Origin of the sequence: Serratia sp. 2880STDY5682894, from assembly GCF_001537385.1 — a bacterium.
Classification (GTDB): domain Bacteria; phylum Pseudomonadota; class Gammaproteobacteria; order Enterobacterales; family Enterobacteriaceae; genus Serratia; species Serratia nevei.
Map to the genome: position 1 here is coordinate 11,855 of NZ_FCJA01000004.1, position 19,864 is coordinate 31,718.

The 19,864-nt window shown below is 60.0% G+C and carries 25 protein-coding genes; 21 read left to right on the forward strand and 4 right to left on the reverse strand.

The annotated features are described in order from the left end of the window. The 14 genes from AWX27_RS10665 to AWX27_RS10730 form a co-directional block, all read left to right on the forward strand. Window positions 1-236: LysM peptidoglycan-binding domain-containing protein (locus tag AWX27_RS10665; RefSeq protein WP_156428561.1), on the forward strand; the 236-nt coding region annotated here is incomplete at its 5' end. Between the two features lie 22 nt (window positions 237-258). After that, window positions 259-2,142 carry a DNA mismatch repair endonuclease MutL gene (gene mutL, locus AWX27_RS10670; RefSeq protein ID WP_060421888.1) on the forward strand — a complete coding sequence of 628 codons (1,884 nt, stop codon included), beginning with the start codon at window positions 259-261 and terminating at the stop codon, window positions 2,140-2,142. Beyond that, on the forward strand, window positions 2,135-3,076 hold the full coding sequence (miaA, locus tag AWX27_RS10675; protein WP_060421891.1) for a tRNA (adenosine(37)-N6)-dimethylallyltransferase MiaA: 942 nt from the start codon (window positions 2,135-2,137) through the stop codon (window positions 3,074-3,076). Before mutL ends, miaA begins: the two co-directional genes overlap by 8 nt. A gap of 114 nt (window positions 3,077-3,190) precedes the next feature. Then, window positions 3,191-3,499 carry an RNA chaperone Hfq gene (gene hfq / locus AWX27_RS10680; protein ID WP_004933678.1) on the forward strand — a complete coding sequence of 103 codons (309 nt, stop codon included), beginning with the start codon at window positions 3,191-3,193 and terminating at the stop codon, window positions 3,497-3,499. 98 nt (window positions 3,500-3,597) lie between these two features. Continuing rightward, window positions 3,598-4,878 (forward strand): ribosome rescue GTPase HflX, encoded by a 1,281-nt coding sequence (gene hflX / locus AWX27_RS10685; protein ID WP_004933675.1) that lies wholly within the window; start codon window positions 3,598-3,600, stop codon window positions 4,876-4,878. A gap of 68 nt (window positions 4,879-4,946) precedes the next feature. Next, entirely contained in the window at window positions 4,947-6,197 is a 1,251-nt protein-coding gene (hflK, locus tag AWX27_RS10690; protein WP_038879209.1) for an FtsH protease activity modulator HflK, read from the forward strand. A 3-nt stretch (window positions 6,198-6,200) separates the two neighbouring features. Then, window positions 6,201-7,205 (forward strand): protease modulator HflC, encoded by a 1,005-nt coding sequence (hflC, locus tag AWX27_RS10695; RefSeq protein ID WP_004933669.1) that lies wholly within the window; start codon window positions 6,201-6,203, stop codon window positions 7,203-7,205. Between the two features lie 63 nt (window positions 7,206-7,268). Next, window positions 7,269-7,469, forward strand: a complete 201-nt coding sequence (locus AWX27_RS10700) for a DUF2065 domain-containing protein (protein ID WP_004933666.1) — start codon at window positions 7,269-7,271, stop codon at window positions 7,467-7,469. A gap of 98 nt (window positions 7,470-7,567) precedes the next feature. After that, window positions 7,568-8,866 (forward strand): adenylosuccinate synthase, encoded by a 1,299-nt coding sequence (locus tag AWX27_RS10705; RefSeq protein ID WP_033648701.1) that lies wholly within the window; start codon window positions 7,568-7,570, stop codon window positions 8,864-8,866. Between the two features lie 233 nt (window positions 8,867-9,099). After that, window positions 9,100-9,525, forward strand: a complete 426-nt coding sequence (nsrR, locus tag AWX27_RS10710) for a nitric oxide-sensing transcriptional repressor NsrR (protein ID WP_015376391.1) — start codon at window positions 9,100-9,102, stop codon at window positions 9,523-9,525. A gap of 59 nt (window positions 9,526-9,584) precedes the next feature. Beyond that, window positions 9,585-12,059 (forward strand): ribonuclease R, encoded by a 2,475-nt coding sequence (rnr, locus tag AWX27_RS10715; protein WP_060421893.1) that lies wholly within the window; start codon window positions 9,585-9,587, stop codon window positions 12,057-12,059. Window positions 12,060-12,120: 61 nt separating this feature from the next. Then, on the forward strand, window positions 12,121-12,852 hold the full coding sequence (rlmB, locus tag AWX27_RS10720) for a 23S rRNA (guanosine(2251)-2'-O)-methyltransferase RlmB (protein ID WP_038879203.1): 732 nt from the start codon (window positions 12,121-12,123) through the stop codon (window positions 12,850-12,852). A gap of 116 nt (window positions 12,853-12,968) precedes the next feature. Beyond that, window positions 12,969-14,597: an isovaleryl-CoA dehydrogenase gene (locus AWX27_RS10725; RefSeq protein WP_060421896.1), complete on the forward strand. Its 1,629-nt coding sequence runs from the start codon at window positions 12,969-12,971 to the stop codon at window positions 14,595-14,597. A gap of 66 nt (window positions 14,598-14,663) precedes the next feature. Further along, window positions 14,664-15,062, forward strand: a complete 399-nt coding sequence (locus AWX27_RS10730; protein ID WP_015376394.1) for a DUF350 domain-containing protein — start codon at window positions 14,664-14,666, stop codon at window positions 15,060-15,062. Here AWX27_RS10730 and AWX27_RS10735 read toward each other — a convergent pair. Both AWX27_RS10735 and bsmA read right to left on the reverse strand, forming a co-directional pair. Further along, the gene (locus AWX27_RS10735) at window positions 15,059-15,334 is read right to left on the reverse strand and encodes a YdgH/BhsA/McbA family protein (RefSeq protein WP_033638652.1); all 276 of its coding nucleotides are present in this window, start codon (window positions 15,332-15,334) and stop codon (window positions 15,059-15,061) included. The two genes, AWX27_RS10730 and AWX27_RS10735, sit on opposite strands and share 4 nt — an antisense overlap. Window positions 15,335-15,456: 122 nt before the next feature. After that, window positions 15,457-15,765, reverse strand: coding sequence for a biofilm peroxide resistance protein BsmA (gene bsmA, locus AWX27_RS10740; RefSeq protein ID WP_038879199.1), 309 nt, complete (start codon window positions 15,763-15,765; stop codon window positions 15,457-15,459). Window positions 15,766-15,892: 127 nt separating this feature from the next. Between bsmA and yjfP the strand changes: the two genes are divergently transcribed. Next, on the forward strand, window positions 15,893-16,645 hold the full coding sequence (yjfP, locus tag AWX27_RS10745) for an esterase (RefSeq protein ID WP_060421901.1): 753 nt from the start codon (window positions 15,893-15,895) through the stop codon (window positions 16,643-16,645). Window positions 16,646-16,768: 123 nt separating this feature from the next. Beyond that, window positions 16,769-17,131, forward strand: coding sequence for a hypothetical protein (locus AWX27_RS10750; protein WP_060421903.1), 363 nt, complete (start codon window positions 16,769-16,771; stop codon window positions 17,129-17,131). A 96-nt stretch (window positions 17,132-17,227) separates the two neighbouring features. On the opposite strand, the gene AWX27_RS10755 is transcribed toward AWX27_RS10750, so the two are convergent. Both AWX27_RS10755 and AWX27_RS25060 read right to left on the reverse strand, forming a co-directional pair. After that, window positions 17,228-17,494 carry a YdgH/BhsA/McbA family protein gene (locus AWX27_RS10755; RefSeq protein WP_060421907.1) on the reverse strand — a complete coding sequence of 89 codons (267 nt, stop codon included), beginning with the start codon at window positions 17,492-17,494 and terminating at the stop codon, window positions 17,228-17,230. Beyond that, window positions 17,491-17,712 carry a hypothetical protein gene (locus tag AWX27_RS25060; protein ID WP_126179771.1) on the reverse strand — a complete coding sequence of 74 codons (222 nt, stop codon included), beginning with the start codon at window positions 17,710-17,712 and terminating at the stop codon, window positions 17,491-17,493. The genes AWX27_RS10755 and AWX27_RS25060 overlap by 4 nt, the downstream gene beginning before the upstream one ends. A gap of 236 nt (window positions 17,713-17,948) precedes the next feature. Between AWX27_RS25060 and rpsF the strand changes: the two genes are divergently transcribed. From rpsF to AWX27_RS10775, 5 genes are all read left to right on the forward strand, one after another. Beyond that, window positions 17,949-18,347 (forward strand): 30S ribosomal protein S6, encoded by a 399-nt coding sequence (rpsF, locus tag AWX27_RS10760; protein ID WP_004933634.1) that lies wholly within the window; start codon window positions 17,949-17,951, stop codon window positions 18,345-18,347. 8 nt (window positions 18,348-18,355) lie between these two features. Beyond that, complete coding sequence (gene priB / locus AWX27_RS24500) at window positions 18,356-18,673, forward strand: primosomal replication protein N (RefSeq protein ID WP_049233092.1); 318 nt, start codon at window positions 18,356-18,358, stop codon at window positions 18,671-18,673. Window positions 18,674-18,677: 4 nt separating this feature from the next. Next, the gene (rpsR, locus tag AWX27_RS10765; protein WP_000135199.1) at window positions 18,678-18,905 is read left to right on the forward strand and encodes a 30S ribosomal protein S18; all 228 of its coding nucleotides are present in this window, start codon (window positions 18,678-18,680) and stop codon (window positions 18,903-18,905) included. Window positions 18,906-18,944: 39 nt separating this feature from the next. Beyond that, window positions 18,945-19,397, forward strand: a complete 453-nt coding sequence (gene rplI, locus AWX27_RS10770) for a 50S ribosomal protein L9 (protein ID WP_004933629.1) — start codon at window positions 18,945-18,947, stop codon at window positions 19,395-19,397. A gap of 111 nt (window positions 19,398-19,508) precedes the next feature. After that, window positions 19,509-19,862 (forward strand): DUF488 domain-containing protein, encoded by a 354-nt coding sequence (locus tag AWX27_RS10775; protein WP_047569644.1) that lies wholly within the window; start codon window positions 19,509-19,511, stop codon window positions 19,860-19,862. Window positions 19,863-19,864 lie beyond the last annotated feature (2 nt).

Genomic DNA, 19,864 nt, shown 5'->3' on the forward strand with positions numbered 1-19,864 from the left:
GCGTGTGGGTCGGGCAACGCCTGAAGGTGCCGGCGGGGAAAACCGCCGCCGTCACCACCGTCGCCAAGGCGAAAACGCCGGCCAAGAAGCCGTCTAAACATAAAGTGGCCCGCGGGGATACGCTCTCCTCCATCGCTTCTCGCTATGGGGTCAGCGTCGGCGATCTGAAACGGGTCAATAATCTGAAGTCGGACGTCGCGCCGCTGGATCGGACGCTGACCATTCCGCAGGCCTAGCGCCATCGCTACAGGAGTCAGCATGCCTATCCAGGTGTTACCGCCACAGCTCGCCAACCAGATCGCCGCCGGAGAGGTGGTTGAACGCCCCGCGTCGGTCGTCAAGGAGCTGGTGGAAAATAGCCTGGACGCCGGCGCGACGCGCATCGATATCGACATTGAACGCGGCGGCGCCAAGCTTATCCGCATTCGCGACAACGGCTGCGGCATTGGCAAGGACGATCTGGCACTGGCGCTGGCGCGGCACGCCACCAGTAAAATCAACACGCTCGACGACCTGGAGGCGATCGTCAGCCTCGGTTTTCGCGGCGAAGCGCTGGCCAGTATCAGTTCGGTTTCCCGTTTGACCCTGACGTCGCGCACCGCCGAGCAGAGCGAGGCGTGGCAAGCCTATGCCGAAGGGCGCGAGCAGGCGGTGACGGTCAAACCCGCCGCGCACCCGGTCGGCAGCACGCTGGAAGTGCTGGATCTGTTTTACAACACCCCGGCGCGCCGCAAGTTCATGCGCACCGAGAAAACCGAATTCGGCCATATCGACGAAGTGGTGCGGCGCATCGCGCTGGCGCGTTTCGATGTGGCGATCAACCTCAGCCACAACGGCAAACTGATCCGTCAATACCGGGCGGCGAAAGAAGAGAGCCAGCACGAGCGCCGTTTGGGCAGCATCTGCGGCCCGGCATTTTTGCAGCATGCGCTGAACATCGACTGGCAGCACGGCGATCTGAGCATCCGCGGTTGGGTGGCGGATCCGGCCGGGGCGCGCCAGCTGGGTGAAATGCAGTACTGCTACGTCAACTGCCGCATGATGCGCGATCGCTTGATCAACCACGCCATTCGTCAGGCCTATCAGGATCAGCTGAAAGACGATCAGCAACCCGCTTACGTGCTGTATCTGGAGGTCGATCCGCACCAGGTGGACGTCAACGTTCATCCCGCCAAGCACGAAGTGCGTTTCCATCAGGCGCGGCTGGTGCACGATTTTATCTACCAGGCGGTAACCACCGTGCTGCAGCAGGCCGGTCAGACGCCGCCGCTGCCGCTGGCGGAAACGCCTGAAGAAGCGTCTGCGCCGGTCTGGCAGCCGGAAAACCGCGTCGCCGCCGGCGGCAATCATTTTTCTCAGCCTGCGCCGCGTCGCGAAACGCCGCCACCGGCCGGCGTCGCCCGCGAGCGCGCACCGCAGCCGGGTTGGCAAACGGCGGGCAGTTACCAGAAACGCGAAGGCGAGCTGTACGGTAAACTGATGCAGCCCGCCGCCGAGCCGCAGGCCGATGCGGCGTCGGAAGTTTCGAGCAAGCCGCCGCTGTTCCCGCCGGCGAAAGCCGCAGCGGAAACGCCGTTGGCGAGCGGCCAGCACAGTTTTGGCCGGGTGCTGATGATCCACCCGCCGTGCTACGCGTTGATTGAACAGCGCCAGCAGCCGGCGTTGCTCAATCTGACGGTGGCCGAGCGCTGGCTGCGCCAGGCGCAGCTCAACCCGCCGACGGAAGGGCTGCGGCCGCAGCCGCTGCTGATCCCAGTCAAGCTGACGTTGGACAAGCGCGAAGTGGCGGCCATCGCGCGGCATCAGGCGCTGCTGACGATGATGGGGCTGGATCTGCAGGCGGATCACGGCCGTGTGACGCTGCGCGCAGTGCCTTTACCATTACGCCAACAAAATTTACAAAAACTGATACCCGAACTGTTAGGCTATCTGGCCGAACATCAGGAGATGTCGCCCGTGGTGCTGGCCACCTGGCTCGCTCGCCGCCTTGGCAGCGAACATGAACAGTGGAACACCTCGCAAGCGATACAATTGCTGACCGACGTTGAACGACTTTGCCCGCAACTGGTCAAATCGCCACCGAGCGGACTTTTACAACCCGTTGATTTACAGGCCGCACTGGCGGCCCTCAAGCATGACTGAAACTGAAATGACACCACGTCCCCCGGCTATTTTCATCATGGGGCCGACCGCCTCGGGCAAGACCGCGCTGGCGATCGCGCTGCGCGAACGCCTGCCGGTGGAACTGATCAGCGTCGATTCCGCGCTGATTTATCGCGGCATGGATATCGGCACCGCCAAGCCGAGCGCTGAAGAATTGGCGCAGGCGCCGCATCGGCTGATCGATATTCGCGATCCCGCCGAAGCTTACTCGGCCGCGGAGTTTCGCGCCGACGCGCTGAAGGAGATGGCCGACATCACCGCCGCCGGGCGCATTCCGCTGCTGGTCGGCGGCACCATGTTGTATTTCAAGGCGTTGTTGGAAGGATTGTCGCCGCTGCCGTCTGCCGATCCCGCGGTGCGCGAGCGCATCGAACGGCAAGCGGCGGAGCAGGGTTGGGAGGCGTTGCACCGTCAGTTACAGGCGATCGATCCGGTCGCGGCATTGAGAATTCATCCGAATGATCCGCAGAGACTGTCCAGAGCACTGGAAGTTTTTTTTATTTCGGGTAAAACTTTAACGGAACTGACTAAAATTTCGGGTGAATCGTTACCGTATCAAGTTCACCAATTTGCGATAGCGCCGACCAGCCGTGAGTTGATCCATCAACGCATCGAGCTGCGGTACCATCAAATGTTGGCGGCGGGTTTTGAGACGGAAGCGCGTGCACTTTTCGCACGGGGTGATTTGCATACGGACTTGCCCTCCATTCGCTGTGTCGGTTACCGCCAGATGTGGTCATACTTGTCTGGTGAAATTAGTTACGATGAGATGGTTTATCGTGGTATTTGCGCAACACGTCAGTTGGCTAAACGCCAGATGACCTGGTTACGGGGTTGGGAGTCGGTCCATTGGTTGGACAGTGAAAAGCCGGGAGAGGCTTTGGACTCGGTGACACAGGTTGTTAGTGCATAGGTTGGGTGATTGTGTACAATTGCTGAGTATTCAGCGCGCAAATTTTTTACGTCGTTTATTTTAGAGCCGACAGGTTCTTAGTTACAAACAACAAGCAAATAAGGAAAAGATAGAATGGCTAAGGGGCAATCTTTGCAAGATCCGTTCCTGAACGCATTGCGTCGTGAACGTGTTCCGGTTTCTATTTATTTGGTGAATGGTATTAAGCTGCAAGGCCAGATTGAGTCTTTTGACCAGTTTGTCATCCTGTTGAAGAACACGGTTAGCCAGATGGTGTATAAGCACGCTATCTCTACCGTTGTCCCGTCACGTCCGGTTTCGCATCACAGCAACAACCCGAGCGGCGGTTCAAGCAACTATCACCATGGCAACAATCCGTCTGCGCAGCAACAGCCGCAGCAGGAAAGCGATGACGCTGAATAAAGCGCGTTGCAAGTCAACCATGACGGGGAGCATAAGCAGCCGCGGGCTGTTTATGTCCCCCAAACTCACGGTGAGTGTCCGTTTGAGAGGTTGCACGCTTGTTTGACCGTTATGAAGCCGGTGAGCAGGCCGTACTGGTTCATATCTATTTCTCGCAAGACAAAGATACGGAAGACCTCAACGAGTTCGAATCGTTGGTTTCCTCAGCCGGTGTCGAAGCTTTGCAAGTGGTGACTGGTAGCCGCAAAGCCCCGCATCCGAAGTACTTTGTCGGCGAAGGAAAGGCCGAAGAAATTGCAGATGCGGTGAAAGCCAGCGGCGCGTCTGTTGTCCTGTTTGATCATTCCCTTTCCCCGGCGCAGGAAAGAAACCTCGAGCGCCTGTGCGAATGCCGGGTGATCGATCGCACCGGGCTGATTTTAGACATCTTCGCCCAGCGTGCCCGCACCCATGAAGGTAAGCTGCAGGTGGAGCTGGCGCAGTTGCGTCACATCGCCACGCGTCTGGTACGCGGCTGGACGCACCTGGAGCGGCAAAAAGGGGGGATTGGCCTGCGCGGGCCGGGGGAAACCCAGCTTGAGACCGACCGTCGCCTGTTACGCGATCGCATCAGCTTGATTCTGCGCCGCCTGGAGCGGGTAGAAAAGCAGCGTGAACAAGGCCGACGCGCGCGGACCCGCGCCGATGTGCCGACCGTATCGCTGGTGGGCTACACCAACGCCGGCAAATCCACCCTGTTTAACCGAATAACGTCTGCCGAGGTGTATGCGGCGGACCAGCTATTTGCCACCCTGGATCCTACGTTGCGGCGCATTGACGTGCCGGACGTGGGGGATACCGTGTTGGCGGATACCGTAGGCTTTATCCGGCACCTGCCGCACGATCTGGTGGCCGCCTTCAAGGCGACGCTGCAGGAAACGCGCCAGGCATCTCTGCTGCTGCACGTCATCGATGCCGCAGATCCGCGCGTCGATGAGAACATCGAAGCGGTGAACACCGTGCTGGCGGAGATAGACTCGGATGAAATCCCTACACTGTTAGTGATGAACAAAATAGATATGCTGGACGATTTTGTGCCGCGTATCGACCGCAACGACGAAAACCTGCCGATCCGGGTGTGGCTGTCCGCCGCCAGCGGAGAGGGTATTCCGTTGCTGTATCAGGCGTTGACGGAGCGCTTATCGGGGGAGATCGCGCATTACGAATTGCGCTTACCGCCACGGGCAGGCCGTCTTCGCAGCCGTTTTTACCAGCTTCAGGCGATTGAAAAAGAGTGGAACGAAGAGGACGGCAGCATTGGCGTGGTGGTGCGAATGCCGATCGTCGAATGGCGTCGTCTCTGCAAGCAAGAACAGGACCTGATTGACTTTATCGTATGATCATATCCTGTTACATTTATGCTTCGCGAAAGCCTGAAGTACCCAATCACAGAATATGGAGCTAAAACATGGCGTGGAATCAGCCCGGTAATAACGGACAGGACCGCGACCCGTGGGGGAGCAGCAATAACAATGGCGGCAACTCTGGCGGTAACAACAAAGGCGGTCGTGATCAAGGGCCACCTGATTTGGACGATATCTTCCGTAAACTGAGCAAGAAATTGAGCGGTTTTGGCGGGGGCAAAGGCTCCAACAGCAATAGCGGCGGCACCGGCACCTCTGGTCCGGGCTTCAGCGGCCGCATTATCGGTATCGCGGCGGTGGCCGTGGTGGTGATCTGGGCCGCCAGCGGCTTCTACACCATCAAGGAAGCTGAGCGCGGCGTCGTGACGCGTTTCGGCAAGTTCAGCCACCTGGTGCAGCCGGGTCTGAACTGGAAGCCGACCTTCATCGACGACGTGCGTCCGGTGAACGTGGAATCCGTGCGCGAGCTGGCGGCGTCCGGCGTGATGCTGACCTCCGATGAAAACGTGGTGCGCGTGGAAATGAACGTGCAGTACCGCGTGACCAACCCGGAAGCGTACCTGTTCAGCGTCGTCAATGCCGACGACAGCCTGAGCCAGGCGACCGACAGCGCCCTGCGCGGCGTGATCGGCAAATACTCGATGGACCGCATCCTGACCGAAGGCCGTACCGTGGTGCGTAACGATACGCAGCGCATGCTGGAAGAGACCATTCGTCCTTACAACATGGGCATCACGCTGCTGGACGTCAACTTCCAGGCGGCGCGTCCGCCGGAAGAGGTGAAGGCGTCGTTCGACGATGCGATCGCCGCGCGTGAGAACGAGCAGCAATACATCCGTGAAGCGGAAGCTTACGCCAACGAAGTTCAGCCGCGTGCGAACGGCCAGGCGCAGCGTCTGCTGGAAGATTCCAAGGCTTATAAAGACCGTACCATCCTGGAAGCGCAGGGTGAGGTGGCGCGCTTTGCCAAACTGTTGCCGGAATACAAGTCCGCTCCACAGATCACCCGCGAGCGTCTGTATATCGAAACCATGGAAAAAGTGCTGGGCCATACCCGTAAGGTGTTGGTGAGCGACAAAGGCAACAACCTGATGGTGCTGCCGCTGGATCAGATGCTGCGCGGTCAAGGCGCGGCGCCGGAGAGCGGCAACAAGGATACCAGCCTGATTCGCCTCAATCCGAATCCTGCGCCGGCTGCCAACAGCAGCACTCCGCGTACCAGCGGCGGTTCGATTATGGATCAGCGCCGGGCGAATGCGCAGCGTGACGACACCACTCGCGTAGGGAGAGAGTAATCAATGCGTAAGTCTTTTGTAGTTATTGTCCTCGCGGTGCTGGTGGTGCTGTACGCTTCGCTGTTCGTGGTGCAGGAAGGCCAGCGCGGCATCGTGCTGCGCTTCGGCAAGGTTCTGCGCGACGGCGAAAACAAGCCGCTGGTGTATGCGCCGGGTCTGCACCTCAAGATCCCGTTCATCGAGACCGTGAAGAACCTGGATGCGCGTATCCAGACCATGGACAACCAGGCCGATCGTTTCGTGACCAGCGAGAAGAAAGACCTGATCGTCGACTCCTATCTGAAGTGGCGCATCAGCGACTTCAGCCGTTACTATCTGGCGACCGGCGGCGGCGACGTCTCCCAGGCCGAAGTGCTGCTGAAGCGTAAGTTCAGCGACCGTCTGCGTTCCGAAATCGGCCGCCTGGACGTGAAAGACATCGTGACCGACTCGCGCGGCAAGCTGATGTCCGACGTGCGTGACGCGCTGAACACCGGCACCGTGGGTGACGGCGAAGAAGTGGCGACCACCGAAGCCGATGACGCTATCGCCTCTGCGGCGGCGCGCGTTGAGCGGGAAACCACCGGCAAACAGCCGCAGGTGAACCCGAACAGCATGGCGGCGCTGGGCATCGAAGTGATCGACGTGCGTATCAAGCAGATCAACCTGCCGGCCGAAGTGTCCGACGCCATCTACCAGCGTATGCGCGCCGAGCGTGAAGCGGTAGCCCGTCGTCTGCGCTCGCAGGGTCAGGAAGAAGCCGAGAAGCTGCGCGCCAGCGCGGACTACGAAGTGACCCGTACCCTGGCGGAAGCCGAGCGTCAGGCGCGTATCACCCGCGGTGAAGGCGATGCCGAAGCGGCCAAGCTGTTCGCCAACGCGTTCAGCCAGGATCCGGACTTCTATGCCTTTATCCGCAGCCTGCGTGCCTATGAAGCCAGCTTCAAGGACAACCAGGACGTGCTGGTACTGAGCCCGGACAGCGATTTCTTCCGCTACATGAAGTCGCCTGATACCCTGCGCAAGTAAGCGCGGCAGGCAATCTGATCGAGGGCCCGTTTACGCGGGCCCTTTCTCGTTTTTGGGGGATGCATGAACTCAACGATTTGGCTGGCGCTCGGGCTGGTTCTGGTGCTGGAAGGATTAGGGCCGATGCTGTTTCCGCAGGCCTGGCGCAAAATGATTGTGGCGATGTCGCAGCTGCCGGACGCGACGCTGCGGCGATTTGGCGGTGGAATAGTGGTTGCGGGCTGCGTGATCTACTACATGTTGAGCGGCCGCACGGGTCTTTAAAGTCTAGCCCAAAATTTATGCAATCGTATGCTAAAAGTGCTGAAAATCGAAAATTACGGTGGTAGAATCCATTTTTAAGCAATCGGTGATTTTGAAAAATGGGTAAGAACGTCGTCGTACTGGGCACCCAATGGGGTGACGAAGGTAAAGGCAAGGTTGTAGACCTGCTGACTGAACGGGCTCAATATGTTGTGCGCTACCAAGGTGGCCATAACGCTGGCCACACTCTGGTAATCAACGGTGAAAAAACCGTCCTTCATTTAATTCCTTCAGGTATTCTGCGTGAAAACGTCACCAGCATCATCGGCAACGGTGTTGTTCTGGCGCCGGACGCATTGATGAAAGAAATGGGTGAACTCGAAGCGCGTGGCATCCCGGTACGCGAACGTCTGTTACTCTCTGAAGCTTGCCCGCTGATCCTGCCTTACCACGTCGCGTTGGACAACGCGCGTGAGAAAGCGCGCGGCGCGAAAGCGATCGGCACCACCGGTCGCGGCATCGGCCCGGCTTACGAAGATAAAGTGGCTCGTCGCGGCCTGCGCGTCAGCGACCTGTTCAACAAAGAAACCTTCGCCGTTAAGCTCAAAGAGATCGTCGATTACCACAATTTCCAGCTGGTCAACTACTACAAAGTTGAAGCCGTCGATTATCAGGCGACGCTGGACTACGTGCTGTCTATCGCCGACATCCTGACCGCCATGGTGGTTGACGTTTCCGAACTGCTGGACGGCGCGCGCAAGCGTGGCGACCTGATCATGTTCGAAGGCGCTCAGGGCACCCTGCTGGATATCGACCACGGTACTTACCCGTATGTCACCTCTTCCAACACCACTGCCGGCGGCGTGGCTACCGGTTCCGGCATCGGCCCGCGTTATGTGGACTACGTGCTGGGCATCGTGAAAGCCTACTCCACTCGCGTGGGTGCAGGCCCGTTCCCAACCGAACTGTTCGATGAAACCGGCGAGTACCTGTGCAAGCAGGGTAACGAGTTCGGCGCCACCACCGGCCGTCGTCGTCGTACCGGCTGGCTGGACGCGGTAGCGGTGCGTCGCGCCGTGCAGATCAACTCCCTGTCCGGCTTCTGCCTGACCAAGCTGGACGTCCTGGACGGCCTGAAAGAAGTGAAGATCTGCGTGGGCTACCGCATGCCGGACGGCCGCGAAGTGGATACCACTCCGCTGGCGGCTGAAGGCTGGGAAGGTATCGAGCCTATCTACGAAACCATGCCGGGCTGGAGCGAAACCACCTTTGGCGTGAAAGAGCACAGCAAGCTGCCTCAGGCTGCGCTGAACTACATCAAGCGCATCGAAGAAGTGACCGGCGTACCGGTAGACATCATCTCTACCGGCCCGGATCGCAGCGAAACCATGATCCTGCGCGACCCGTTCGACGCATAATCAGGCTTTGCGGCAGTAAACAAACCGGGCGCGTCCCGGTTTGTTTTTATCCTGACTCCCTCCGATTGCGGTTTCACGTCAAAAAATCCTTTCATAAACCCGCCTTAGGGCGCGGGATTCGCTAAATAATTAGCGACGAACTCTCCGGCTGGTTTATTATCCAATGAGTAATCTTTTGAATAGCGCCGAAAAGCGGCGTATCAGACGGGTAAAACGATACCCAGAGGTAAGATGTGCAGTTAACAAGTTTTACTGATTATGGCCTGCGGGCGTTGATCTACATGGCCTCGTTGCCGCAGGACAAGATGACCAGTATCTCGGAAGTGACCGAGGTTTACGGCGTGTCTCGCAACCATATGGTGAAGATCATCAATCAGTTGAGCCGGGTCGGTTTTGTCACGGCGGTGCGCGGCAAGCATGGCGGCATCCGTTTGGGCAAACCGGCCGAGAGCATTCGCCTCGGCGACGTGGTGCGGGCGCTGGAGCCGCTTGCGCTGGTTAACTGCAGCAGCGAGTTTTGCCACATCACCCCTGCCTGCCGACTGAAGCAGGTGCTCCAACAGGGCGTACAGAATTTCCTTGAAGAGCTGGATAAGCATACGTTGGCCGATATGGTCGAAGACAATCCGCCGCTCTACAAGCTATTGCTTGTCGAATAAAACGACGTTGAGAAGACAAGGCTCAACGTCATCCTGCTGATGACAACGGAGGAACCGCAATGTCACAAGATCCATTCCTGGAACGAGAAGCAGAAAAATACGAATCCCCCATCCCCAGTCGTGAATATATCCTGGCCCATTTGGCGAAACGTGAAACGCCGGCCAGCCGCGAAGAACTGGGCAACGAACTGGGTCTCAGCGGTGAAGAGCAGCTGGAAGCGCTGCGCCGCCGCCTGCGCGCCATGGAGCGCGATGGCCAGCTGGTGTTTACCCGCCGCCAGTGCTACGCGCTGCCGGAACGTCTGGATCTGCTGCGCGGCACGGTGATCGGCCACCGCGACGGCTACGGCTTCCTGCGCGTGGAAGGCAGCAAAGACGATCTGTACCTGTCTGCCGAACAGATGAAAATGGCGATCCACGGTGACGTGGTGCTGGCGCAGGCCTTGGGCGCGGATCGCAAAGGGCGCCGCGAAGCGCGCATCGTGCGCGTGCTGGTGCCGAAAACCAGCCAGATTGTCGGCCGCTTCTTCATGGATGCCGGCACCGGCTTCGTGGTGCCGGACGACAGCCGTCTGAGCTTCGATATTCTGATCCCGGCGGACAGCGTCAGCGGCGCGCGCATGGGCTTTATGGTGGTGGTGGAGCTGACGCAGCGTCCGACCCGTCGCACCAAGGCGGTCGGCAAGATCGTCGAGATCCTCGGCGACAAGATGGGCACCAGCATGGCGGTGGACATCGCGCTGCGCACCCATGAGATCCCGCATACCTGGCCGCCGCAGGTGGAAAAGCAGGTGGCCGATCTCAGTGAGCAGGTGCCGGAAGCGGCCAAGAAGGGCCGCGTCGATCTGCGCAAGCTGCCGTTGGTCACCATCGACGGTGAAGACGCACGCGACTTCGATGACGCCGTGTACTGCGAGAAAAAACGCGGCGGCGGCTGGCGCCTGTGGGTTGCGATCGCCGACGTCAGTTACTACGTGCGCCCGCGCACCGCGCTGGACGATGAAGCGCGCAGCCGCGGTAACTCGGTGTACTTCCCGTCGCAGGTGATCCCGATGCTGCCGGAAGTACTGTCCAACGGGCTATGCTCCCTGAACCCACAGGTCGATCGCCTGTGCATGGTGTGCGAGATGACCATCTCCGCCCAGGGGCGCCTGTCCACGGCCAAGTTCTACGAAGCGGTGATGAGCTCGCACGCTCGCCTGACCTATAACAAGGTGTGGCACATTCTGCAGGGCGATCAGGAGCTGCGCGAGCACTACCATCCGCTGGTCAAGCACCTGGAAGAGCTGCACGCGATGTATAAGGTGCTGGATAAGGCGCGCGCCGAGCGCGGCGGCATCGCGTTTGAAACCGAAGAAGCCAAGTTCATCTTTAACGCCGAACGCCGCATCGAGCGCGTGGAGCCGACGGTGCGCAACGACGCCCACAAGCTGATCGAAGAGTGCATGATCATGGCCAACGTGGCGGCCGCGCGCTTCGTCGAGAAACGCAACGAGCCGGCGCTGTATCGCGTGCACGATCGTCCGAGCGACGACCACATCTCCGCGCTGCGCAGCGTGCTGAGCGAGCTGGGGCTGACGCTGGGCGGCGGCAACAAGCCGCAGCCGAAGGACTATGCGGTGCTGATGGATGAAGTGTCCGAGCGCCCTGACCACGAAATGCTGCAAACCATGTTGCTGCGTTCGATGAAGCAGGCGATTTACGATCCGGAAAACCGCGGCCACTTCGGCCTGGCGCTGGCGTCTTACGGCCACTTCACCTCGCCGATCCGCCGTTATCCGGATCTGGCGCTGCACCGCGCGATCAAATATCAGCTGGCCAAAGAACACGGCGAGCCGAAAGAGCGCTGGACGCCGACCGGCGGCTGGCACAGCGAATTCGAAGAGATGCTGCAGCTGGGCGAACACTGCTCGATGACCGAGCGCCGCGCGGACGAAGCGACGCGCAACGTCGCCGACTGGCTGAAGTGCGACTTCATGCAGGATCACGTCGGTGAAGTGTTCAGCGGCATCATCTCCAGCGTGACCGGCTTCGGCTTCTTCGTGCGCCTGAACGATCTGTTCATCGACGGGCTGGTGCACGTATCAACGCTGGATAATGATTACTATCGCTACGATAATATCGGCCAGCGCCTGATCGGCGAGTCTTCCGGCACGGTCTATCGCCTGGGGGATACGGTGGAGATCCGCGTGGACGCGGTGCATATGGACGAGCGCAAGATCGACTTCGCGCTGGTGTCCAGCACCCGCAAAGCGCGCGGTGAAGGCAAAACCGAGCGCGATCGCGCCAAGAAGGGCGGCCAGCGCACGCTGCGCGACAGCGGTAGCGCGGGGCGCGGCAAGCGCCGCGGCGGCAAACCGCCGGCCAACTTCGAGCCGGACAGCGCCTTCCGCAAGCAGGATGACGCCAAGCCCGCGGACAACGTGAAGAAGGCGAAGAAGAAAGCCAAGAAAGCGTCCGACAAAACGCGGAAAATCGCGGCGGCGACCAAAGCCAAACGCGCAGCCAAGAAGAAAGGTGCTGAGCAGGCTTAACCTGCCGCACATCGTTACCATCGGCCGGTTATCGCCGGCCGCACGAATTTAAAAGAGCATCATGAGCGAAATTATTTACGGCATTCACGCCGTCAAAGCCCTGTTAGAGCGCGATCCGCAACGCTTCCTGGAAGTGTTTATCCTGAAAGGCCGCGAAGATCGCCGCCTGCAACCGCTGATCGCCGAGCTGGAAGCGACCGGCATCGTGATCCAGGTGGCGAGCCGCCAGTGGCTGGATGACAAGGTTGAAGGCGCGGTGCACCAGGGGATCATCGCCCGGGTGCGCGAAGGGCGTCAGTATCAGGAGAACGATCTGCCAGGCCTGTTGGAGAGCGTGGAAACGCCATTCCTGCTGGTGCTGGACGGCGTGACCGACCCGCATAACCTCGGCGCCTGCCTGCGCAGCGCCGACGCTGCCGGCGTGCACGCGGTGATCGTGCCGCGCGACCGTTCTGCCCAACTGAACGCCACCGCCAAGAAAGTGGCCTGCGGCGCCGCCGAGAGCGTACCGCTGATCCGCGTGACCAACCTGGCGCGCACGCTGCGCCTGCTGCAGGAAATGAACGTCTGGGTGGTGGGTACCGCCGGCGAAGCCGACCATACGCTGTATCAGAGCAAAATGACCGGCCCGATGGCGCTGGTGATGGGCGCGGAAGGCGAAGGCATGCGTCGTCTGACCCGCGAACACTGCGACGAGCTGATCAGTATCCCGATGGCCGGTACCGTCTCTTCGCTGAACGTGTCGGTTGCCACCGGCATTTGCCTGTTCGAAGCGGTGCGTCAGCGCGGCTGATCCTCCTGACGGGGGCCCTGAGCCCCCGTTAATTCCCCCTCTTGTGATCCCGCCTTCGGCAGAAATCTCTGCGCCGACCATACTTACTCCTGACGCTTTTCTCAGGGAGCACTCTCATGGTCTGGACTACGCACACCGTTTTTAACCAACCCAAGCCGCTGGGCAACAGCAACCTGTTTCTCTCCGATACGCCGCTGCGCGAAGCGTTGCAGCGCGAGCAGGGCGGCTGGGACGCCGAGGTATTGGCTTCGCTGGGCCAGCAGCTTGGCACCCAGGAGTCGCTGGAGCTGGGCCGCCTGGCCAACGCCAACCCGCCGGAGCTGCTGCGCTACGACGCCACCGGCCAGCGGCTGGACGACGTTCGCTTTCATCCCGCCTGGCATATCCTGATGCAGGGGCTGATCGCCAACCGGGTGCACAACCTGCCCTGGCAGGAGGATGCGCGCATCGGTTCCTTCGTGGCGCGCGCCGCGCGCTTTATGCTGCATGCGCAGGTCGAGGCCGGCACGCTGTGCCCGGTGACCATGACCTTCGGCGCCACGCCGCTGTTGCTGCAGGCGTTGCCGGCCGAGTTTCGCTCCTGGCTGACGCCGCTGCTGTCGGATCGTTATGACGCTCACCTGCTGCCGGGCGGGCAAAAGCGCGGCCTGCTGATCGGCATGGGCATGACGGAGAAGCAGGGCGGTTCCGACGTTTTGAGCAATACCACTACCGCCGCGCCGCTCGGCGCGCGCGGGCCGGGTGAAGCCTACCGGCTGGTGGGGCACAAGTGGTTCTTCTCGGTGCCGCAGAGCGATGCGCACCTGGTGCTGGCGCAGGCCGAAGGCGGGTTGTCCTGTTTCTTCCTGCCGCGCATTTTGCCGGACGGCAGCCGCAACGCCATTCGCCTGGAGCGGTTGAAAGACAAACTGGGCAACCGCTCCAACGCCAGCAGCGAAGTGGAGTTTCAGGACGCCACCGCCTGGCTGTTGGGGGATGAGGGTGACGGCGTGCGGCATATCCTGAAGATGGGCGGCCTGACCCGTTTCGACTGCTCGCTCGGCAGCCACGGCCTGATGCGCCGCGGGCTGTCGGTGGCGCTGTATCATGCGCTGCAGCGGCAGGCGTTCGGCAAGCTCCTGATCGAACAACCGCTGATGCGCCAGGTTCTGGCGCGCATGGCGCTGCGGCTGGAAGGGCATACCGCGTTGCTGTTCCGGCTGGCCCGCGCCTGGGAAAGCCGCAGCAATGAGGGCGAACTGATCTACAGCCGCCTGCTGACCCCGGCGGCCAAATACAGCATCTGTCGCCAGGGCATGCCGTTCATCGCCGAGGCGATGGAGGTGCTGGGCGGTATCGGCTACTGCGAAGAGAGCGAGCTGCCGCGCCTGTATCGCGAGATGCCGGTCAACAGCATCTGGGAAGGTTCCGGCAACATCATGTGTCTGGACGTGTTGCGCAGCCTGCACAAGCTGCCGGGCGCGCTCGAAATGCTGCAGTTCGAGCTGCAGCCGGTGCGCGGCCAGAATCGCTTGTTCGATCACGCCTGGCGGCAGTGGCAGCAGCGTGTGCGGCAACCGCGTGAAGAGATGGGGCGGCTGCTGACCCAGCAGCTGTTCGACCTGTGCTGTGCCGCGCAGCTGCTGCAGCATGCCAGCCCGCAGATAGCCGACGCCTGGTGCCACCTGACGCTGGATCACCGCGGCGAGAGCCTGCTGTCGGCAGAGGTGTGCGAACTGCTGCTCAACCGCGCTATCGGCGGTTAGGGAAAAGGGTGGCGCGCGGCGGCGAAAACCTTTTTAATTCAGCCTCACTCTGACAGGAAAATGCACATGGATATTCTCAGCGCGTTGGCGGCGTTCGCCTCTTATTTCTTCAGCGGTTTCGCCATGATTTTGGTGTTTCTGTTCGTCTATACCCGCATCACTCCGCACGACGAATGGGCGCTGATCAAGGCCGATAATCAATCCGCCGCCTTTGCTTTCATCGGCGCTTGCCTGGGGTATGTGATCCCGTTGGCCAGCGCGGCGATCAACTCGATCAGCCTGCTGGATTACCTGCTGTGGGGCGTAGTGGCGCTGGTGGTGCAACTGCTGCTGTTCGCGGCCGTGAAGATCTACATGCCACGCATCAGCGACAAGATCGAAGCGAACCACCTGGCCGCCGGGATTTTCCTGGGGGGCGTCTCCGTGAGCGGCGGCGTGTTGAATGCGGCTTGCATGAGCTACTAAAGGTATAAGATGGCCGAGGCGCGCCAGCCAAGCGGGTGCGCCTGTTCTTCCATCCGCAGGATGCGGTAATAGCTGGCGCCGTGTTGGCCGGCGGTGCGAGCGATGGCCTGCTCCGCCTCCTGTGGTGAACCGGGCAGATCGTTAAAGGTGATCTCGGCGATTTCACTGAGCGGCGTCACGCGATCGGCGGGCGCCAGCTCGGCGGACTGTGCGCCGGTGCTGAGCAGCCCCACTGAAAGCAGGAGGGAGGTGAGTGCGGTGGAGCGTTTCATGGCGTTCCCCTTCGTCAGATCCTGAATCGCACCCGCAACATGCGGTATGCTGTCCGACAGTGTGCAATACCCTACTTCAGCCTGTGCAAAGCCAGTGTAAATCTGCTTAAAAAATCCCCGCCTTACCGATACAGGATCGCCTGGGAATACCATTGGCCCGGCACGATGGTTTCGCTGTTCATGATGATCACGTAATACCGGGCGCCGGCGGCGGTGGCCTTGCGCTGGATCTCCGCTTCCACGTCCATCGGGCTGCCGCGCACCACGGCGGTGACGGTACCTATCTTCACCAGCTCGGCGGTCTGTGCGCGGACGATCTCCTGCGCCTGTGCGGTGGGCGGTGGCGGCGGTTTCGGCGTGGTGGTCATGATGCCGCAGGCGGAAAGCTGTGCGGCCAGCGTCAGGGCGATGAGTGTGCGGACAAGCGTCATGGTGACCTCGAAAGAGCCGGTACGATGGCTTCAGTGTAACGCAATATAAGCTGGAACAGATTGAGCTAACGCTGGCTGGCGCAAGTTTGTCATGATGAATGCCAACAGGTGAGTTGAGGATGAACGGATGATCGAAATTCATGACGAGCGGGCGGGCGATATTGCGGTGATCCATGCCGTCCCCGCAGGGCACTATCAGCGGCCCTTGCCGACGGTGTTCTTCTGTCATGGCTATACCTCGTCGAAAGAGGTGTACGCCTACTTCGCCTATGCGCTGGCGCGCGCCGGTTTTCGGGTGGTATTGCCGGATGCCGATCGGCACGGCGAGCGGTTCGACGGCGATGAAGCGCGGCGTCTGGCCACGTTTTGGGAGATCCTGCGCAGCAATATCGACGAGCTGCCGCAGATCAAGGCGCATTTCGAGCGGTTCGGCCTGATTGCCGACGGGCGTATCGGCGTCGCCGGTGCCTCTATGGGGGGCATGACCGCGCTTGGCGCCTTCGCGCGCTTCCCGTGGATCCGGGCGGCCGCCAGCCTGATGGGTTCCGGCTATTACCGTGCGCTGGCGCAAACGCTGTATCCGCCGTTGGGCGAAGAGGGCGAGGCGCTCTCGCCGCCAGCGTTTGCGGCGCGCACCGCCGTGTTGGCGGAGTATGAGCTGGAAGGGCGTTTGGCGGCGATCGCCGGGCGGCCGCTGCTGCTGTGGCACGGCGAGACGGACGACGTGGTGCCGGCGGCGGACAGCCTGCGTTTGGCGGCTGAACTGCGGCAGCAAGGCGCGGACGGCCGTTTGACGTCGCTCATCGAACCGGGGGTGAAGCACCGCATCACGCCGCTGGCGCTGTCCGCCACGGCCGACTTCTTCCGCCGCGAACTGTGATGCTCCGCCGGGCGCGATGCCAGGAATTGCACCGCTCTGTGCCTGCTGTTTCGGCCATCGTTTGGCCGAATGAAGGGGAGAATGTCAGCGTGAATTCTTTCAGGGCAGCAAGGAGCAGAGGGCATGATAAAAAGCATCGGCAGTACGGCCGGTTTAATGGGAACGATGAAAGCGCGCGCCGAGCTTAACTCAGCGGCCTTCAGTGAGATGTTGGGGGTCGCCGACGGCAAGGCGCGGCAAAACCAGGCGAATCCGCTGTCGCGCATCACGGCGCAGACGGTGCAAAACATGACGGCGTTGTTCGCCTCCGCGCCGAAAGCGGCAGCCACTCACACCGCAGCGGCCGATACGCTCTCGTTCGAACAGCGGGCGACCCTGACGGGTAGCGCCGAGCTGTTGCAAACGCGGACAAATTATCTGCAGATGGCGCTGCAATTGCATAATCCGGGCAAGGCGTTCAGCATGCCGGCGCTGCTCAAGCTGTGATGAGGGAAGCGGAGCGCCCAACGGGCGGCGCTCCGGTGCGGACTGAACGGGCTTTCTGATGAAGCCCTGGGGATTTCCCTGGCGTGGCGTGCGTTTTTAGCGGTACAGCTCAGCGCTGACGTGCATCGTGCTGTTGTCGCCCGGTTCGTGCAGGGCGATGATGCGATAAGAACTTGCGCCGCGTTGATCGGCGATTTTGCTGACCTGGCTGCTGGCGTCATCCGGCGAAACCACGTTCTGGTTCAGGGTGACGAAGCCGACGCTCTGGCGTTGATCGGCCTGGTGCGAGGTGATCTCCGTTGCGGCCATTAGGTTGGCGGAAAACAGGGCGGCCAGCGCCGTTGCGAGCATGATGCGTTTCATAGTGCCTCTCTTAACCCTTTGCCGTTACGGCCTGACAGCGAATGTCGCTGCGGCAAAAAGTCATTTATCTGCATTGAATAACCTGAAATCTTTTTCGTCGCGCTGTCTGCGGCGGATATGGTTAATTTTAGTCCGTTGCGGCGGATTAAAAAGCGGGGGCTTTTGATGACCTCTTTCAAAAAAAGTGAAATAGATTTGTGACTCAGCGCTGATTTCATTGAAAGATTTTTGAAACCGATGGATCGGCGTACATAGGTTCTCCCACGAGCAAATTGTGCTATTTCCCATAGCGCCTCGCATTAACGCGAATAAAACCCACGCAGTCCTTGAGTTTCCCGCCCTGCGTCAGTATGATTACGCGTCATTTTTCAGCCGCACACTAAACACGTTCCTTGCTTCCATGGGCCGCGGTTGACCCTGACAGGAGGCTGAATAATCCGTAAGGAGCAATTCGATGCGTCATTACGAAATCGTTTTTATGGTCCATCCTGACCAAAGCGAACAGGTTCCGGGCATGATCGAGCGTTACAGTGCTACCATCACTAACGCGCAAGGTCAGATTCACCGTCTGGAAGACTGGGGCCGCCGTCAGCTGGCTTATCCGATCAACAAACTGCACAAGGCTCACTACGTTCTGCTGAACGTTGAAGCGCCGCAGGAAGCGATCGATGAGCTGGAAACTAACTTCCGCTTCAACGACGCCGTTATCCGCAGCATGGTTATGCGCGTTAAGCACGCGGTAACTGAAGCATCTCCGATGGTTAAAGCGAAAGACGAACGTCGTGGCGATCGCCGCGAAGACTTCGCTAACGAAACCGCAGATGATGCAGATGCTGGGGATTCTGAAGAGTAATTGCCGCCGTGACGGCTAATCGTCTGGTTTTGTCGGGCACTGTGTGCAAGGCACCGGTTCGAAAAGTGAGTCCTTCCGGGATACCGCACTGCCAATTTGTGCTAGAGCACCGTTCGCAGCAGATGGAAGCCGGATTCAGCAGACAAGCATGGTGCCGAATGCCCGTGGTTGTCAGCGGACAACAGTCACAAGCACTAACTCAAAGATTAACGGTCGGCAGTCAGATTACCGTGCAAGGCTTTGTAAGCTGCCATCAAGGGCGCAACGGGCTGAGCAAATTGGTTCTGCATGCCGAGCAGATTGAATTGATAGATTCTGGAGACTAGCCAAATGGCACGTTATTTCCGTCGTCGCAAGTTCTGCCGTTTCACCGCGGAAGGCGTTCAAGAGATTGACTATAAAGACATCGCTACGCTGAAAAACTACATCACCGAAAGTGGTAAAATTGTACCGAGCCGTATCACCGGTACTCGTGCAAAATATCAGCGCCAGCTGGCCCGTGCTATCAAGCGCGCGCGCTACCTGTCTTTGTTGCCGTACACTGATCGTCATCAGTAATCGGCCACTGTCCATTAACGACTTTGAGAGGATAAGGTAATGCAAGTTATTCTGCTTGATAAAGTAGCAAACCTGGGCAGCCTGGGTGATCAAGTTAACGTTAAAGCGGGCTACGCTCGTAACTTCCTGGTACCACAGGGCAAAGCTGTTCCTGCTACCAAGAAAAACGTTGAGTTCTTCGAAGCACGCCGTGCTGAACTGGAAGCCAAACTGGCTGACGTTCTGGCTGCTGCTGAAGCTCGCGCAACCAAGATCAACGAACTGGGTTCAGTCACCATCGCTTCCAAATCTGGCGACGAAGGTAAATTGTTCGGCTCTATCGGCACCCGCGACATCGCTGACGCAGTGACTGCGGCAGGCGTTGAAGTTGCCAAGAGCGAAGTTCGTCTGCCGAACGGCGTTCTGCGTACCACTGGTGAGCACGAAGTGCACTTCCAGGTACACAGCGACGTGTTCGCACAGCTGAATGTAGTTGTGGTTGCAGAAGCGTAATTTACGCTGCTGTTAACCCGGTTAAAACGCCAGCCTCGCGCTGGCGTTTTGCTTTTCTGCGCCCGGCAAAACGCGCTACGCTTGAAGACGGGATGAAAAGGAGAGCGTGCGATGGCAAAGATTACGCTACAGCGGGTTTATGATTTCAGCGCGCCGGCGCCGGAACACTGTTATCTGATAGACAGGCTATGGCCGCGCGGCATCAGCAAGGCGCGGCTGACGGGCGTGCAGTGGCTGAAACAGGTGGCGCCGGATGACGAACTGCGCAAGTGGTTCCATCAGCATACCGACCAGTGGGCGGTCTTCGAGGCGCGTTACCGCCAACAGCTGGCGGCCAACGACGCCTGGCAGCCGCTGGTGGCGCTGTTACGGCAGGGGCAAACGCTGACGCTGCTGTATGGCAGCAAAGATACCGAGCACAACCAGGGCGTGGTGCTGCGCGAGTTTTTGCTGGCGCAGCTGTAGGG

What these genes read in the sequence shown, in the direction of transcription:
- AWX27_RS10735 (WP_033638652.1), bottom strand. Translation starts at nt 15,334, where the DNA reads ATGAAACGCTCCACCGCACTCACCTCCCTCCTGCTTTCAGTGGGGCTG.
- AWX27_RS25060 (WP_126179771.1), bottom strand. Translation starts at nt 17,712, where the DNA reads ATGAAATCAGCGCTGAGTCACAAATCTATTTCACTTTTTTTGAAAGAG.
- yjfP (WP_060421901.1), top strand. Translation starts at nt 15,893, where the DNA reads ATGATCGAAATTCATGACGAGCGGGCGGGCGATATTGCGGTGATCCAT.
- hflC (WP_004933669.1), top strand. Translation starts at nt 6,201, where the DNA reads ATGCGTAAGTCTTTTGTAGTTATTGTCCTCGCGGTGCTGGTGGTGCTG.
- rnr (WP_060421893.1), top strand. Translation starts at nt 9,585, where the DNA reads ATGTCACAAGATCCATTCCTGGAACGAGAAGCAGAAAAATACGAATCC.
- AWX27_RS10705 (WP_033648701.1), top strand. Translation starts at nt 7,568, where the DNA reads ATGGGTAAGAACGTCGTCGTACTGGGCACCCAATGGGGTGACGAAGGT.
- rpsF (WP_004933634.1), top strand. Translation starts at nt 17,949, where the DNA reads ATGCGTCATTACGAAATCGTTTTTATGGTCCATCCTGACCAAAGCGAA.
- rplI (WP_004933629.1), top strand. Translation starts at nt 18,945, where the DNA reads ATGCAAGTTATTCTGCTTGATAAAGTAGCAAACCTGGGCAGCCTGGGT.
- rlmB (WP_038879203.1), top strand. Translation starts at nt 12,121, where the DNA reads ATGAGCGAAATTATTTACGGCATTCACGCCGTCAAAGCCCTGTTAGAG.
- hfq (WP_004933678.1), top strand. Translation starts at nt 3,191, where the DNA reads ATGGCTAAGGGGCAATCTTTGCAAGATCCGTTCCTGAACGCATTGCGT.
- bsmA (WP_038879199.1), bottom strand. Translation starts at nt 15,765, where the DNA reads ATGACGCTTGTCCGCACACTCATCGCCCTGACGCTGGCCGCACAGCTT.
- mutL (WP_060421888.1), top strand. Translation starts at nt 259, where the DNA reads ATGCCTATCCAGGTGTTACCGCCACAGCTCGCCAACCAGATCGCCGCC.
- hflK (WP_038879209.1), top strand. Translation starts at nt 4,947, where the DNA reads ATGGCGTGGAATCAGCCCGGTAATAACGGACAGGACCGCGACCCGTGG.
- AWX27_RS10775 (WP_047569644.1), top strand. Translation starts at nt 19,509, where the DNA reads ATGGCAAAGATTACGCTACAGCGGGTTTATGATTTCAGCGCGCCGGCG.
- AWX27_RS10700 (WP_004933666.1), top strand. Translation starts at nt 7,269, where the DNA reads ATGAACTCAACGATTTGGCTGGCGCTCGGGCTGGTTCTGGTGCTGGAA.
- AWX27_RS10725 (WP_060421896.1), top strand. Translation starts at nt 12,969, where the DNA reads ATGGTCTGGACTACGCACACCGTTTTTAACCAACCCAAGCCGCTGGGC.
- rpsR (WP_000135199.1), top strand. Translation starts at nt 18,678, where the DNA reads ATGGCACGTTATTTCCGTCGTCGCAAGTTCTGCCGTTTCACCGCGGAA.
- AWX27_RS10730 (WP_015376394.1), top strand. Translation starts at nt 14,664, where the DNA reads ATGGATATTCTCAGCGCGTTGGCGGCGTTCGCCTCTTATTTCTTCAGC.
- AWX27_RS10755 (WP_060421907.1), bottom strand. Translation starts at nt 17,494, where the DNA reads ATGAAACGCATCATGCTCGCAACGGCGCTGGCCGCCCTGTTTTCCGCC.
- miaA (WP_060421891.1), top strand. Translation starts at nt 2,135, where the DNA reads ATGACTGAAACTGAAATGACACCACGTCCCCCGGCTATTTTCATCATG.
- AWX27_RS10750 (WP_060421903.1), top strand. Translation starts at nt 16,769, where the DNA reads ATGATAAAAAGCATCGGCAGTACGGCCGGTTTAATGGGAACGATGAAA.